This is a genomic window from Kosakonia cowanii JCM 10956 = DSM 18146 (assembly GCF_001975225.1).
In the GTDB taxonomy this organism is placed as follows: Bacteria; Pseudomonadota; Gammaproteobacteria; order Enterobacterales; family Enterobacteriaceae; genus Kosakonia; species Kosakonia cowanii.
On record NZ_CP019445.1, the window covers coordinates 3269963 to 3282778 of the forward strand.

Consider the following 12816-nt stretch of genomic DNA (forward strand, 5'->3'; position numbering starts at 1 on the left):
TAATTATCCTATTTTAAGAATTTTGATAAACCCAGGCATGCTTTTTCTGATGACCAGCTGTGAACAGGATTGCCTTAATTCAGGATGAATGATGAAAACAATAGACAAGATGATTGCGTTGATGACGCTTCTCTTTGCTTTTTCAGCCACGGCGCAACAGCCGCTGGCAAGCAAGGAGGATGTGATGACCCGTATCTCACTGGGCACCCTAAGCGGAACGGCGAAGGAGCGGGTCTACGACACCGATGAGGGTGGACGCAAACTCAGCGAGCTTGACTGGCGCTATCGTCACGCTGTTGTGGTGCAGGGCTCTATCGAGTGGCCGGTGCGGTCCTGGCTCACTTTCGGTGCGTCCGGCTGGACAACTGTCGCGCACAGTGGCAGCAAGATGGATGATTACGACTGGCAGCAGGCATCGCAATCCCGATGGACCGACCACAGCTCTCACCCTAATACGTGGCTCAATTTCGCTAACCAGTGGGATCTCAATCTGACCGGCTGGTTCGTTTACCAGCCTGACTGGCGGCTTGGCGTGATGGGCGGCTATCGGCAAAGCCGTACCAGCTTCTCTGCGCACGGCGGAACCTTCAGCCGTGATAATGGCGCAAAGGTTGGCCGTTTCGATGATGTGAAAGTTCTCGGATATTCACAGCGCTTCAACATGCCCTATGTTGGCCTTACCGGTCGTTATCGCTATGGCAATGTTGAAGCAGGAACCAGCCTGAAATATAGCCGCTGGATAAGTGCGCAGGCGACAGACCAGCACTACTTACGCAGCATCACCTTCAGCGATACTACCCGGCACCAGCGGAGCTTTTCCCTTTCGGCTAACGTCGGCTATTACGTCACGCAGCAGGTAAAGCTCTATCTGGAAAGCACCTGGGACCGCACGTTAAATAAAAAAGGGATCAATACCGCCACCTTCTCCAGGGAGGGAACCTATGCGCGTGCCTCTTTCAAGGATAGCGCCGGGATAGAACACTCCTCGCTGCTCACTACCGCCGGGCTGGTCTACCACTTTTAATAAAAAACCGGTCTGTTGACCGGTTTTTTTCAGGCTTCTGAATCGACTTCTGGCGTCGGCAACGGCCAGCCGCCAAGCCGCTTCCAGCGGTTAACGATTTCACAAAACAGCTGTGCGGTCTGCTCCGTGTCATACAACGCCGAGTGTGCCTGGGTGGCGTCAAAAGCGATGCCGGCGGCCGCACAGGCTTTAGAAAGCACGGTTTGACCCAGTGCCAGCCCGCTCAATGAGGCGGTATCAAAGGTCACGAAGGGGTGAAACGGATTGCGTTTCATCGCCGAACGCTCGGCGGCAGCCATCATAAAGCTGTGATCGAAGGTCGCGTTATGCGCCACCATGATCGCCCGGTTGCAGTTCTGCTCTTTCATCCCTTTGCGCACCAGTTTGAAAATGGCATGCAGGGCGTCATATTCGCTTACCGCGCCGCGCAGCGGGTTGGTCGGGTCGATCCCATTAAACGCCAGCGCTTCCGGCTGCAGATTAGCTCCTTCGAATGGCTCAACGTGAAAGTGCAGGGTGCTGTCAGGCATCAGCCAGCCTTGCTCATCCATTTTTAACGTAACGGCGGCGACCTCCAGCAGGGCGTCGGTTTTGGCGTTAAACCCGGCGGTTTCAACATCGATTACCACAGGGTAAAAACCGCGAAAACGGTCGCACAGAGCAGTCAGTTGAGCATTATCGGACATCAGGATCTCTTGATAGGAAAAAAGGGCAGCGCATTATGGCAAATTTTACGGAAAGATGTAAAACAGCGGGCGCATTGCGCGCCCGGGGGGATCAGTGACCCAGACCGCGTCCGGCGTCTTTCTCTTCAATCAGTTCGATTTTGTAACCGTCCGGATCTTCAACGAAGGCGATAACCGTGGTGCCGCCTTTAACCGGGCCAGCTTCACGGGTGACGTTGCCGCCGTTTTTGCGAATCGCTTCGCAGGACTCCGCCGCGTTTTCTACGCTCAGCGCGATGTGACCATACGCCGTGCCCAGCTCATAGCTGTCGACACCCCAGTTGTAGGTCAGCTCAATCACCGCTTCTTCGCTCTCATCACCGTAACCGACAAAAGCCAGCGAATATTTGTACTCCGGGTTTTCGCTGGTGCGCAGCAGTTTCATGCCCAGCACGTTGGTGTAGAAATTGATTGAGCGTTGCAGGTCGCCGACGCGCAGCATGGTGTGAAGTAAGCGCATAATATCCTCTTTTATGAATGCGTTAACGTTCCGGTTCGAAACACGGTTTTAGTATAGCGGCCGATCCGGGCCGCTATCAAATCTCAATCCGCTTCTCAGAGAGAAGGGTAGTCGGTGTAACCTTCCGCGCCGCCGCCATAGAAGCTTTCCGGGCGCTGCGGGTTGAGTTCCGCTTTCAGCTGCAGGCGTTTTACCAGATCCGGGTTGGCGATATAGGCGCGGCCAAACGCCACGGCATCGATCAGCCCCTTGTTGATCAAGTCTTCGGCTTTCTCAACGCTGTATGCACCAGCGCCGATAATCGGGCCGTGGAAGCGCGCACGCACTTTTTCGCGGAACGTTTCGCTGTAGGGCTCACCGCCCGCCCAGTCCGGTTCGGACATGTGCAGGTACGCGATACCGCGTTTACCCAGCTCTTCAATCAGATAGAGCGCGTCAGCTTCTTCGTTCGGGCCATTGTCGGTGTTCTGGAAAGAGCCGATTGGCGAAACGCGAATACCGATGCGATCGGCGCTCCACTCTTCACACACGGCGTCGATCACTTCCAGCACCAGGCGCGCGCGGTTTTCAACGCTGCCGCCATACTGGTCGGTACGCTGGTTTGCAGAAGGTGAGAGGAACTGGTGCAGCAGGTAGCCGTGGGCAGAGTGCAGCTCAACCAGATCGAAACCGGCTTCGCGTGCATTGGCAACGGCCTGACGGAAATCATTAACGATGCCTGGGATCTCATCGGTCTCCAGCGCGCGCGGCATGGAGGTATCTTCACGGGTGGCGTTGCCGTTTTCATCACGCAGCGAGGTACGGGTACCCGCGCTGATGGCTGACGGCGCAACCGGTGCGGCACCGCCCGGCTGTAAGCTGCTGTGGGAGATACGGCCGGTGTGCCACAGCTGAACCGCAATACGGCCATCATCGGCATGCACGGCATCGGTGATCTTTTTCCAGGCGGCGATCTGCTCGTCGCTGTGCAGACCCGGCGCGCCCGCATAGCCTTTGGCCTGGGCGGAGATTTGCGTCGCTTCACTGATGATAAGCCCGGCGCTGGCGCGTTGACGGTAATACTCCGCCATCAGCGGCGTCGGTACATCGCCCGGTTCAATGCTGCGCAGGCGCGTCAGGGGCGCCATCAACACGCGGTTCGGTACGGTAATGGCACCGACTTTCAACGGCGTAAATAATTTACTGGACATAAACAACTCCTGAATAGACCGGTCGACTAGTAAAAGGTGAAATAAAAAGCCTGATGTTATTCAGGCCGGGTAATGATCTGCTGCGCATGCGCCAGCGCGCTTTCCAGCGGCACGGCACTGCGCGAAATTTTTGCCTGCAGGTTAGCGCCGAGCCACAGGGCATATAACACCTGCGCCTGGGTGTGGGCTTCACCGGCAAAGGCGAGGCTCTTATCATCGCGTCCCTGTTCCAGCGCTTTAGCTAACAGGGCGATAATTCCCCGTGCGCCGCTGTCCATCGCCGTGCGCATATCTTCCGAGAGATCGCACACTTCCGCCGAGAGTTTGACGGTAAGGCAGCCGCTGATGTGACCCTGCTGGCAAAACTGATTCAGGGTCTCCTGATAATAGGCCAGCAATCTGTCGCGCGGCGTACCCGGGCCGCTGGCAAAATGTTGCGCCAGCCGCTGGTGGTAACCGGCGTAGTGGCGCTCAAGCAGCGCCACGCCAAACGCCTCTTTCGAGCGAAAGTAGTGGTAGAAGGAGCCTTTCGGCACTTCCGCCGTTTTCAGTAATTCGCTCAACCCCATGCCGGTAAAGCCGCGATGCATACAGAGCTGCTCGCCGGTGGCCAGTAAGTGTTCGCGTGTATCGTGTTCAGAATTCTTGCGCATCGACACACTCTAGCGGGCGAACTTTGTGATGGCAATTGGCGAACAATGCGTTTTTAACAGTTGCGCAATATCTCACCGCGGTCTTGAATGTAGAGAAAGCCTGCATCTATGGAGCGTCCATTGCCTGAACAACTGGAGTTTTTCCCGGTCCAGAGTCCGTGTCGCGGCATCTGTCAGTCAGATGAGCGCGGCTTTTGCCGTGGCTGTATGCGCAGCCGCGATGAGCGCTTTAACTGGCAAGCGATGAGTGATGCGCAAAAGCAGGAGGTGCTGCGCCTCTGCCGCCAACGTTTGCAGCGTAAATTGCGCGCAATGCGTGACCAACCCCCGGAAGAACCTGATCAACCTTCGCTGTTTTAAGGGCAAAAATGGGTATACTCGGGGCAAATTACCTTCGAGGAAATCATGATGGTTCAGCGTATTGCCCTTGCGCCGCAAGGTCCTGAGTTCTCACGTTTTGTGATGGGTTACTGGCGTCTGATGGAGTGGAATTTCACGCCGCGCCAACTGGTCAGTTTTATTGAAGCTCATCTCGATCTTGGCGTCACCACCGTCGATCATGCCGATATCTATGGCGGCTATCAGTGTGAAGCCGCCTTCGGTGAAGCCCTCAACCTTGCCCCGCATCTGCGCGCGCGCATGGAGATGGTCACTAAATGTGGCATCGCCACCACCGCGAAGCCGGAACACGCGCTCGGTCACTACATCACCGAGCGCGACCATATTATTCGCAGCGCCGAGCAGTCGCTGGTCAACCTGGCGACCGACTATCTCGATCTGCTGTTGATCCATCGCCCGGATCCGCTGATGGATGCCGATGAAGTCGCCGAAGCCTTTTTACAGCTGCATCAGAGCGGTAAAGTGCGCCACTTCGGCGTCTCTAACTTTACGCCTGCGCAATTCTCCCTGCTGCAATCACGGCTGCCGTTTACGCTGGTCACCAATCAGGTAGAGATCTCGCCTGTGCACCAGCCGCTGCTGCTTGATGGCACGCTCGATCAACTGCAGCAGTTGCGTATCCGCCCGATGGCGTGGTCCTGCCTGGGCGGCGGGCGCATCTTCAGCGATGCTGACTGCCAGCCGCTGCGCGATGAGCTGCACCAGGTGGCAACGGAGCTGAACGCCGAAAATATTGAGCAGGTGATCTATGCCTGGGTGCTGCGCTTACCCTCTGCGCCGCTGCCGATTATCGGCTCCGGCAAAATTGAGCGCGTGCGTTCATCCCTTGGCGCGCTGAATCTACAGATGTCCCGCCAGCAGTGGTTCCGCATCCGTAAAGCGGCGCTCGGCTACGACGTGCCGTAAGCTAACGCTATGACCTCCCGGTGAAATGTGCCGCTCTGGCCTACACTTACAGAGCGAAAACAATCCAACGGAGGTCATATGAAGCGTTTTAGTCTGGCAATGCTGGCTCTGCTCACCTGTGCGGGTGCGCAGGCCGCCAGTGAAGAAGTGCAGATGAACCTCGTCACCGCGCAGGGCGTCGGGCAGTCCGTCGGTAGCGTGAAGATCAGCGAAACCGATAAAGGGCTGGAGTTTGCGCCCGACCTCAACGCGCTGCCGCCCGGCGAGCACGGTTTCCATGTTCATGCGAAAGGGAGCTGCGAACCGGCGATGAAAGAGGGCAAGCCCTCTGCCGCTGAAGCCGCGGGTGGCCACCTCGATCCTCATAAAACAGGCAAACATGCAGGACCGGAAGGGGAAGGCCATTTAGGCGACCTGCCGGTGCTGGTGGTCAATAATGACGGTAAAGCGACCGATGCCGTCGTCGCGCCGCGCCTGAAAAAGCTGGACGAGGTGAAAGGTAAGGCGCTGATGATCCACGTCGGTGGCGATAACATGTCCGATCAGCCGAAACCGCTCGGCGGTGGCGGGGCGCGTTATGCCTGCGGCGTAATTAAGTAACCGGCTCGCTGATTGTCCCTGGCGCGGGCGCGTTTTCCAGCTGGGCAAGCGCGCAGTAAAGACGCCAGATTAGCGAGGCGAGTTCCCGCGCGGCGGGCTGGTGATGCTGGCCCAGCGCCGCGCAAATCCGATCTAACTCTGCGAGCGTGGCGTTGAGCGACCGTTGCTGCACGCCGCGCTCGCTCATCACATCCCGCAGCAGACCAATGGCGCGATCGCGCACCCGGCTTAACGGATCGGAACGCGTCTCCCAGCCGCGCAGTTGCCACACCACATGCGAACAGTTGAGCAGCACCACGCCCCAGCGCAACAACCAGCGCCGCGCCTGTGCATCCTGGCTGTTACTGAGCTGGCTGATGTGGTGATAAACAACCGACTCATATTGGTGTTCCTGCAGCCTCGGCGTGCGGCTCAGTTGGTCAACAAAATGGCGGCGCAGGGCGCGAATATGGCGACGGCTTTTGCGCGCATCCGATCCCGGTCGCAGCACCGCAAAGGCGAGCCAGGCCAGCGCTACGCCGAGGATCTTTGCCAGATCGGCATTGAGAAAATCGGCAAAATCAAACACCGGTGGGTCGCTCACCGCGATAAACGATCCCATAAAGACAATCAGTTGCCCCCACAGCCCGGCGCGCTTTGGCATCTGAAGCTTGAGCAATTGCAGGGTGGTAAGCAGCGGAAAGAGAAACAGCAGAAACAGCGCAAGCGCGTTGATCTGCACCATCAGGCCAAATTTCACCACAAAGCTAAACAGCGTCAGCAGGGCAAGTGTGCGCAACAGCAGAGTTAAAGAGTTGAACGGCGCGGGCGAAACGGAGTAGAGCACACAACTGATCGCCGCCAGCGTCAGCGCGGCGGAGCCATGCTCCCACTGCGCGTTAAGACTCCACGCCCCGACCATGATCAGCGCGACAAAGGTTCGCAGCCCGCTCCACAGCGCCTCGGCATTGTCGATATCACGCATTAACGCCGGGCTGCGCGGTGGCAGCGCTTCGCTTACCGGCGAGGCATTTTCCAGATGGCGTAACCAGCGGCTGCTGGCAAGGTATAACCGACAAAAGTAGCGCAGCCGCTGCCAGAAAGCGTGATGGCGATAGTCAGCGTCCGGCGCAGGTGCCAGCGGAGCAATGATGCGCGCGACCGTGAGCGCGTCGGCATCGTGATGCGCCAGCTCTGCCAGCAGCTGCTCAAGCACAGGGCGCAGAGAGGCGGGCGCGTCTGGCCAGTTGAGCATCATTCGCCGCAGGCTGGAGATGACGCTGGTCATGCGCAACTGCTGATGGAGCAGCCAGGTGAGCACGCGGTTTTGACGGCGAAAGCGATAGTGGCTCCAGAAGGCCTGAATGCGCAGCAGGTTCGTGGTGAGGATCTGCCCAATCAGGCTCTCATGCGCGTTGCGGATGGCGTCGTTTGTTTCGGCTTGCCAGAGCAGGCTGGCGTGCTCCAGCAGCCGGGCATGCATCCTTCTTAGCGCGGCGAGCAGCGTCGGGCCATCGGCGGTGCCGGGCAGGATCATCATCATCAGGCCGCCGCACAGAATGCCGAGAATCACCTCGCAGACGCGTGCCTGGGCGATGTCCCACAATTCGGTAATTTCAGTGATATTGGTCATCGCAAACGCGATGATGGCAGCGGTGTAGCCCGCCAGCTGGAAGGCGTAGGCGACATTATTGCTGAACTGGGCGCAGGCCCAGGTGCAGAAGGCTATCCAGCCCGCCATGGCAAACAGAAAAAGCCACGGATCGTTAAGGGTTTGCCCGGCGATAATCAGTGCGGCGCACGCCCCAAGCAGGCTGCCGGCAATGCGCCCGAGGCTTTTACTGATCACGCCGCCGACGGTGGGAAAACTGACGACCGCCGCAGAGGTCATTGCCCAGTAAGGCTCGTCAAGATTGAGCGCATAGGCAAGCGTCAGGGCGAGGCACATAGCAATGCCGTTACGCAGCGCGTAGCGCCACTGGCCGCCAGTCGCCTTAACCCACGGCAGGTTTTGCCACAGTTGCGCCAGCCTGCTCACGGCTGCTCGCTGATGGTCACGGTGCAGGTAGTGCCAGCCACCAGCGTTATTCCCTGCGGCAGGGCGTCAAACTGAATGCGTACCGGCACACGCTGCGCCAGCCGCACCCATGGAACCGTCGGTTTTATATCCGCCACCAGCCCGCTGTCCGCCTCCACGCTCTGATCATAAATGGCGCGACCAATGCTGGCTACGTGACCCTGTAACGTTTTGTTGCTGCTGTAGAGCACAATCTTCGCTGCGGCACCTTCACGAATATGGCGCAGTTTGGTCTCTTCGAAATAGCCGACGACATAAAACGAGTGGCTGTCGACCAGCGCAAATACCGGCTGACCGGCAGTGGCGTAGTTGCCCGTGCGCGCAGAGAGGTTAGTCACCCAGCCATCAACCGGCGCGGTAACGCGGGTTTGCGCCAGCTGCCATTTCGCCTGGTTAAGCTGCGCCGTGGCGACGGCGACATCGGCCTGCGCCGCTTTCACGCCAATATTGGCGGTGTCGAGGTCTTCAGCCGAAATGTAGTTATGTGAGAGGTGACGGCGGCGGTTGGCTTCGTTATTGGCTTTTGCCAGCTCCGTTTGCGCCTTCGCCAGTTGCCCTTCGGCATTCACTACCGCGATGTGATAAGGGGTATCGTCAAGCAGAAACAGCAAATCGCCTGCGTGAACATACTGGTTATCTTTCACCGCCAGCTGGCGAATACTGCCGGAGACCTGCGGCGTGATGCTCACCTGCTCGGCACGCACTTTGCCATCCCGCGTCCAGGGCGACTGCATATAGACATTCCACATCCACCAGCCTGCGGCCAGCGCAATCGCCACGACCAATAACGTTGAGAAATACTTCAGTGAGTTAAGCCGCATCGTTACCACACCATCAACAGGCCGAGCGCGAGGCTCAGCGCAATCACAAAGAGGGAGAGATCCATCAGCATCGGGTGCCAGATGTCGCCCGCGTAGATCCAGTCGCGCAGCAGGCGGTGCGCCATCAGCCAGATAAGAAAACCCAGCATCACGGCTTTGAAGAGCGGCGGAAAATAGACCGAGGCGCCAAAGATAAGATCCTGGAAGGGTAAATCGGGAGAACTTGAGGTTAACTTCACGCGTCACTGTCCTGTTTAAAATAAGTGCGCCAGCGCGCGGAAAGCGGCGCGGCACAAGCCCTGGCGAGGCGAGCAATATATTTGTTTTACAAATATAAATGCTGCAAACTATTCTGAAATGAGTATAATAACTTAGCAAACTAATTATAAGGAGATGAAATTGGAATCGCCATTAGGTTCTGATCTGGCACGCTTAGTGCGCATTTGGCGTGCTTTGATTGACCATCGCCTAAAACCTCTGGAATTAACGCAGACACACTGGGTGACGCTGCACAATATTCATCAGTTACCGCCCGACCAGTCGCAAATTCAACTGGCAAAAGCGATCGGCATTGAGCAGCCTTCACTGGTGCGCACGCTCGATCAACTGGAAGAGAAGGGCCTGATTTCTCGCCAGACTTGCGCCAGCGATCGGCGGGCAAAACGCATTAAATTGACTGACAAAGCGTCGCCTATCATCGATCAGATGGAGACGGTAATTCGTAAGACCCGGGGTGAGATTTTATCCGGGTTCTCTGCGGAGGAGCTTGAGATGTTGATTAAGATGATCGCCCGGCTGGAGCACAATATTACCGAGCTCCAGTCGCGAGACTAAAAGCAAAAAGCCTTGCAATCGCAAGGCTTTTTTTATGCCCGTTAAGGGCGGGCTTATGCGGCCATCAGCATGACCGCACACGCTTATGATTAACGCGGGGAAACGGTAATTTCGCGGCCGTTGCTCGCCATGACGACGCGCTGACCTGCAACGTATTGGGTTTTACCCTGTTTCTGCACCACCATAATGGTGTTGCCGTCATCCTTACGAATTTCCAGCTCCACGCCCTGGGTTTTGTTCATCGCACCCTGTGCGGATTGACCCGCAACGCCACCGGCTACTGCACCTGCGGCGGTTGCCAGCGAACGACCTGCGCCGCCGCCAACGGTGTTGCCCAGGAAACCACCCAGTACGGCACCACCCAGCGCGCCGATAACATTGCTGTCATCACCGCCCTGAATCTGCACCGGACGAACGTTAACCACGGTGCCGTAAGTGACATTTTGCACCTGTTTGGCTTCGGATGCAGAGTAGACGTCGCCGGAGAGCGAGTCGTTATTCACACACCCAGCCAATGTAAAACCAACCAGCGAAACTGCCAGTGCACGTAACATCATTTATGAATCTCCTGTTCACCATGAAACGCCCTTGCGAGCATCCGTCATGGCTAAATTATATGGCATATTCGCAATGCCACTCGAATCTTCAGCCAATTCCCGAAAAAAATGATACACAAAGCGCGATCAACCCGATCTAAACGAAGCGATTATAAGCGTACTTTGCGCCATTTACACTTAAGCAAAATGGTGAGGATTGTTAAAAAGTGTTTGCAGTTGATGGCGTAAACGGACGCTTTATGGTGGAGTGGAGCCTCTTTGCCATGCATGAAAGGAAGGGATATGAAATCAGGTCGCTATATTGGGGTGATGTCGGGCACCAGTCTGGACGGGGTAGATGTGGTGCTGGCCGCCATCGACGACACCATGGTCGCGCAGCAGGCAAGCCTGACCTTTCCCATTCCGCTGCCGCTTAAAGAGGGGATCCTCAACATCTGTCAGGGGCAGGAGCTGACCCTCTCTCAGCTTGGCCGCCTCGACACGCAGCTCGGCAAACTCTTTGCCGATGCGGTATTAGCCCTGATGGACAGAGAGCAGCTCGTTGCCCAGGATATTGTGGCGATAGGCTGTCACGGCCAGACCGTCTGGCACGAACCAACGGGCGTAGCGCCGCACACGCTGCAAATCGGTGATAACAACCAGATTGCCGCGCGTACCGGTGTTACCGTAGTCGGTGATTTTCGCCGCCGCGATATGGCGCTCGGCGGGCAGGGCGCGCCGCTGGTCCCCGCTTTTCATCACGCGCTGCTCGCGCACCCGGTTGAGCGGCGTATGGTGCTCAATATCGGCGGTATCGCCAATCTCTCCCTCTTAATCCCGGGTCAGCCGGTCAGAGGTTTCGACACCGGGCCGGGCAATATGCTGCTTGATGCGTGGATCTGGCGTCATCTGGGCAAACCCTACGATGAGAACGCGCAGTGGGCGAGCGAAGGCAAAGTGATCCTGCCGCTGCTGCAAAGAATGCTGAGCGACCCCTATTTTGCCGAGCCGGCACCGAAGAGCACCGGGCGGGAGTATTTCAACGCCGCCTGGCTGGAGCGTCATCTTGTTCACTATCCGGGGCTTGCCGCCTGCGATGTACAGGCGACGCTGGTGGAGCTGACGGCGGTCACCATCTCCGAACAGGTGTTACTCAGCGGTGGCTGCGAGCGGCTGCTGGTGTGCGGTGGCGGCAGCCGTAACCCGCTTTTAATGGCGCGTCTGGCAAGCCAGCTTCCGGGTATTGAAGTGGCACCGACCGATGATGCCGGGATTAGCGGCGACGATATGGAAGCGCTGGCCTTTGCGTGGCTGGCGTGGCGCACGCTGGCTGGCTTGCCGGGCAATCTCCCCTCGGTGACCGGTGCTGCCGCGCCAACGGTGCTGGGGGCTATCTTCCCGGCTAACCCACGGCAGAATCAGAGTTAACCGCATTCCACTTCAGGGGTACGCCGCTAGACTGACCGGGTTTAAGGAGGGCGCTTCGCTCTCCGTGACCAGGAGCGTCCCGGAGTATCCTATGAAAAAAATTCTTATCGTCTGCCTGCCCGCACTGCTCGCCGGATGCAGCTATTACAACCAGTTCGTTGAGCGCATGCACACCGATACTCTCGCCTATCAGTGCGATGAAAAGCCGCTGACCGTCAAGATTAACCAGACCCGCCAGCAGGCGAGTTTCGTGCTTGATAACCAACAACTGACCCTGCAGCAGGGGCTCTCCGCCTCGGGCGCGCGTTATACCGACGGCGTATACGTTTTCTGGTCAAAAGGCGACGGCGCCACCGTCTATAAACACGACCGCATTGTGTTAAACAACTGTCAGTTAATTCCGCAGCGTTGAGATTTTCACCGGGGGGCGCATAATAGCTCTCCCTGAGGACAACTTTCGCTAACGCCATGACTGATAACGATCAATTGCAGCACATTGCGCACCTGCGCCGTGAGTACACCAAAGGCGGTCTGCGCCGCGCCGACCTTCCCGCTGAACCCTTAACGCTCTTTGAGCGCTGGCTTGGCCAGGCGTGTGAAGCGCAGCTCGCCGACCCGACTGCCATGGTGGTCGCCACCGTTGATGAGCAAGGGCAACCCTATCAGCGCATCGTGCTGCTCAAGCACTACGACGAAAAAGGGCTGGTGTTCTACACCAACCTCGGTAGCCGTAAAGCGCAGCATCTGGAACATAATCCGGCTATCAGCCTGCTCTTTCCGTGGCACATGCTGGAGCGCCAGGTGATGGTGACCGGCAAAGCGGAGCGTCTCTCCACCCTTGAAGTAGTGAAGTATTTCCACAGCCGCCCGCGCGACAGCCAAATCGGCGCATGGGTCTCGAAGCAATCAAGCCGCATCTCTGCGCGCGGTATCCTCGAAAGCAAATTCCTCGAACTGAAACAGAAATTCCAGCAAGGCGAGGTGCCACTGCCCAGTTTCTGGGGCGGCTATCGCATCCCGATTGAGCAGATGGAGTTCTGGCAGGGCGGTGCAAATCGTCTGCACGATCGTTTTTTGTACCAGCGTGAAAATGGCGCGTGGAAAATCGACCGTCTGGCACCGTAAAACGCCGAAAATGTTGTGATAAGCGCTGGTGCAACGTAGCCCGGCGCTTTATGCTATCT

The 12816-nt window shown here is 57.5% G+C and carries 16 protein-coding genes; 8 read left to right on the plus strand and 8 right to left on the minus strand.

What is annotated here, in order from left to right; translation table 11 throughout:
• Positions 1-88: 88 nt before the first annotated feature.
• Positions 89-1024, plus strand: a complete 936-nt coding sequence (locus BWI95_RS15415; RefSeq protein ID WP_083699400.1) for an omptin family outer membrane protease — start codon at positions 89-91, stop codon at positions 1022-1024.
• A gap of 29 nt (positions 1025-1053) precedes the next feature.
• On the opposite strand, the gene rnt is transcribed toward BWI95_RS15415, so the two are convergent.
• The 4 genes from rnt to BWI95_RS15435 form a co-directional block, all read right to left on the minus strand.
• A complete protein-coding gene (gene rnt, locus BWI95_RS15420) occupies positions 1054-1710 on the minus strand; it encodes a ribonuclease T (protein ID WP_054802857.1) in 657 nt (218 codons plus the stop codon).
• Between the two features lie 91 nt (positions 1711-1801).
• Entirely contained in the window at positions 1802-2209 is a 408-nt protein-coding gene (gene gloA, locus BWI95_RS15425) for a lactoylglutathione lyase (RefSeq protein ID WP_023481879.1), read from the minus strand.
• 95 nt (positions 2210-2304) lie between these two features.
• The gene (gene nemA, locus BWI95_RS15430) at positions 2305-3399 is read right to left on the minus strand and encodes an alkene reductase (RefSeq protein ID WP_023481761.1); all 1095 of its coding nucleotides are present in this window, start codon (positions 3397-3399) and stop codon (positions 2305-2307) included.
• A gap of 56 nt (positions 3400-3455) precedes the next feature.
• Positions 3456-4052 carry a TetR/AcrR family transcriptional regulator gene (locus tag BWI95_RS15435; RefSeq protein ID WP_054802856.1) on the minus strand — a complete coding sequence of 199 codons (597 nt, stop codon included), beginning with the start codon at positions 4050-4052 and terminating at the stop codon, positions 3456-3458.
• Between the two features lie 108 nt (positions 4053-4160).
• On the opposite strand from BWI95_RS15435, the gene BWI95_RS15440 reads away from it, so the two are divergent.
• The 3 genes from BWI95_RS15440 to sodC all read left to right on the plus strand — a co-directional run bounded on the left by BWI95_RS15440 (position 4161) and on the right by sodC (position 5957).
• Positions 4161-4412, plus strand: a complete 252-nt coding sequence (locus BWI95_RS15440; RefSeq protein WP_164896944.1) for a DUF1289 domain-containing protein — start codon at positions 4161-4163, stop codon at positions 4410-4412.
• 48 nt (positions 4413-4460) lie between these two features.
• Complete coding sequence (locus BWI95_RS15445) at positions 4461-5357, plus strand: aldo/keto reductase (RefSeq protein ID WP_076769770.1); 897 nt, start codon at positions 4461-4463, stop codon at positions 5355-5357.
• A gap of 78 nt (positions 5358-5435) precedes the next feature.
• A complete protein-coding gene (gene sodC / locus BWI95_RS15450; RefSeq protein WP_054802854.1) occupies positions 5436-5957 on the plus strand; it encodes a superoxide dismutase [Cu-Zn] SodC in 522 nt (173 codons plus the stop codon).
• Here the strand turns inward: sodC and BWI95_RS15455 are convergent.
• From BWI95_RS15455 to BWI95_RS15465, 3 genes are read right to left on the minus strand one after another with little or no spacing between them, the layout of a single operon-like run.
• Positions 5950-7974 (minus strand): FUSC family protein, encoded by a 2025-nt coding sequence (locus BWI95_RS15455; protein WP_054802853.1) that lies wholly within the window; start codon positions 7972-7974, stop codon positions 5950-5952. The two genes, sodC and BWI95_RS15455, sit on opposite strands and share 8 nt — an antisense overlap.
• On the minus strand, positions 7971-8834 hold the full coding sequence (locus BWI95_RS15460) for an efflux RND transporter periplasmic adaptor subunit (protein WP_054802852.1): 864 nt from the start codon (positions 8832-8834) through the stop codon (positions 7971-7973). The genes BWI95_RS15455 and BWI95_RS15460 overlap by 4 nt, the downstream gene beginning before the upstream one ends.
• A 2-nt stretch (positions 8835-8836) precedes the next feature.
• A complete protein-coding gene (locus BWI95_RS15465) occupies positions 8837-9073 on the minus strand; it encodes a DUF1656 domain-containing protein (protein ID WP_054802851.1) in 237 nt (78 codons plus the stop codon).
• A gap of 154 nt (positions 9074-9227) precedes the next feature.
• On the opposite strand from BWI95_RS15465, the gene slyA reads away from it, so the two are divergent.
• On the plus strand, positions 9228-9668 hold the full coding sequence (gene slyA / locus BWI95_RS15470; RefSeq protein ID WP_054802850.1) for a transcriptional regulator SlyA: 441 nt from the start codon (positions 9228-9230) through the stop codon (positions 9666-9668).
• 89 nt (positions 9669-9757) lie between these two features.
• On the opposite strand, the gene slyB is transcribed toward slyA, so the two are convergent.
• A complete protein-coding gene (slyB, locus tag BWI95_RS15475; RefSeq protein WP_054802849.1) occupies positions 9758-10225 on the minus strand; it encodes an outer membrane lipoprotein SlyB in 468 nt (155 codons plus the stop codon).
• Between the two features lie 282 nt (positions 10226-10507).
• Between slyB and anmK the strand changes: the two genes are divergently transcribed.
• The 3 genes from anmK (at position 10508) to pdxH (ending at position 12757) form a co-directional block, all read left to right on the plus strand.
• Complete coding sequence (anmK, locus tag BWI95_RS15480) at positions 10508-11632, plus strand: anhydro-N-acetylmuramic acid kinase (RefSeq protein ID WP_054802848.1); 1125 nt, start codon at positions 10508-10510, stop codon at positions 11630-11632.
• Positions 11633-11723: 91 nt separating this feature from the next.
• Positions 11724-12044, plus strand: a complete 321-nt coding sequence (mliC, locus tag BWI95_RS15485; RefSeq protein ID WP_076769771.1) for a C-type lysozyme inhibitor — start codon at positions 11724-11726, stop codon at positions 12042-12044.
• Between the two features lie 56 nt (positions 12045-12100).
• A complete protein-coding gene (gene pdxH, locus BWI95_RS15490; protein ID WP_076769772.1) occupies positions 12101-12757 on the plus strand; it encodes a pyridoxamine 5'-phosphate oxidase in 657 nt (218 codons plus the stop codon).
• Positions 12758-12816 lie beyond the last annotated feature (59 nt).

Excerpts from the sequence above, each read along its gene's own strand:
- BWI95_RS15415 (WP_083699400.1), top strand. The coding sequence starts at position 89 with ATGATGAAAACAATAGACAAGATGATTGCGTTGATGACGCTTCTCTTT.
- rnt (WP_054802857.1), bottom strand. The coding sequence starts at position 1,710 with ATGTCCGATAATGCTCAACTGACTGCTCTGTGCGACCGTTTTCGCGGT.
- gloA (WP_023481879.1), bottom strand. The coding sequence starts at position 2,209 with ATGCGCTTACTTCACACCATGCTGCGCGTCGGCGACCTGCAACGCTCA.
- nemA (WP_023481761.1), bottom strand. The coding sequence starts at position 3,399 with ATGTCCAGTAAATTATTTACGCCGTTGAAAGTCGGTGCCATTACCGTA.
- BWI95_RS15435 (WP_054802856.1), bottom strand. The coding sequence starts at position 4,052 with ATGCGCAAGAATTCTGAACACGATACACGCGAACACTTACTGGCCACC.
- BWI95_RS15440 (WP_164896944.1), top strand. The coding sequence starts at position 4,161 with ATGGAGCGTCCATTGCCTGAACAACTGGAGTTTTTCCCGGTCCAGAGT.
- BWI95_RS15445 (WP_076769770.1), top strand. The coding sequence starts at position 4,461 with ATGGTTCAGCGTATTGCCCTTGCGCCGCAAGGTCCTGAGTTCTCACGT.
- sodC (WP_054802854.1), top strand. The coding sequence starts at position 5,436 with ATGAAGCGTTTTAGTCTGGCAATGCTGGCTCTGCTCACCTGTGCGGGT.
- BWI95_RS15460 (WP_054802852.1), bottom strand. The coding sequence starts at position 8,834 with ATGCGGCTTAACTCACTGAAGTATTTCTCAACGTTATTGGTCGTGGCG.
- slyA (WP_054802850.1), top strand. The coding sequence starts at position 9,228 with ATGAAATTGGAATCGCCATTAGGTTCTGATCTGGCACGCTTAGTGCGC.
- slyB (WP_054802849.1), bottom strand. The coding sequence starts at position 10,225 with ATGATGTTACGTGCACTGGCAGTTTCGCTGGTTGGTTTTACATTGGCT.
- anmK (WP_054802848.1), top strand. The coding sequence starts at position 10,508 with ATGAAATCAGGTCGCTATATTGGGGTGATGTCGGGCACCAGTCTGGAC.
- mliC (WP_076769771.1), top strand. The coding sequence starts at position 11,724 with ATGAAAAAAATTCTTATCGTCTGCCTGCCCGCACTGCTCGCCGGATGC.
- pdxH (WP_076769772.1), top strand. The coding sequence starts at position 12,101 with ATGACTGATAACGATCAATTGCAGCACATTGCGCACCTGCGCCGTGAG.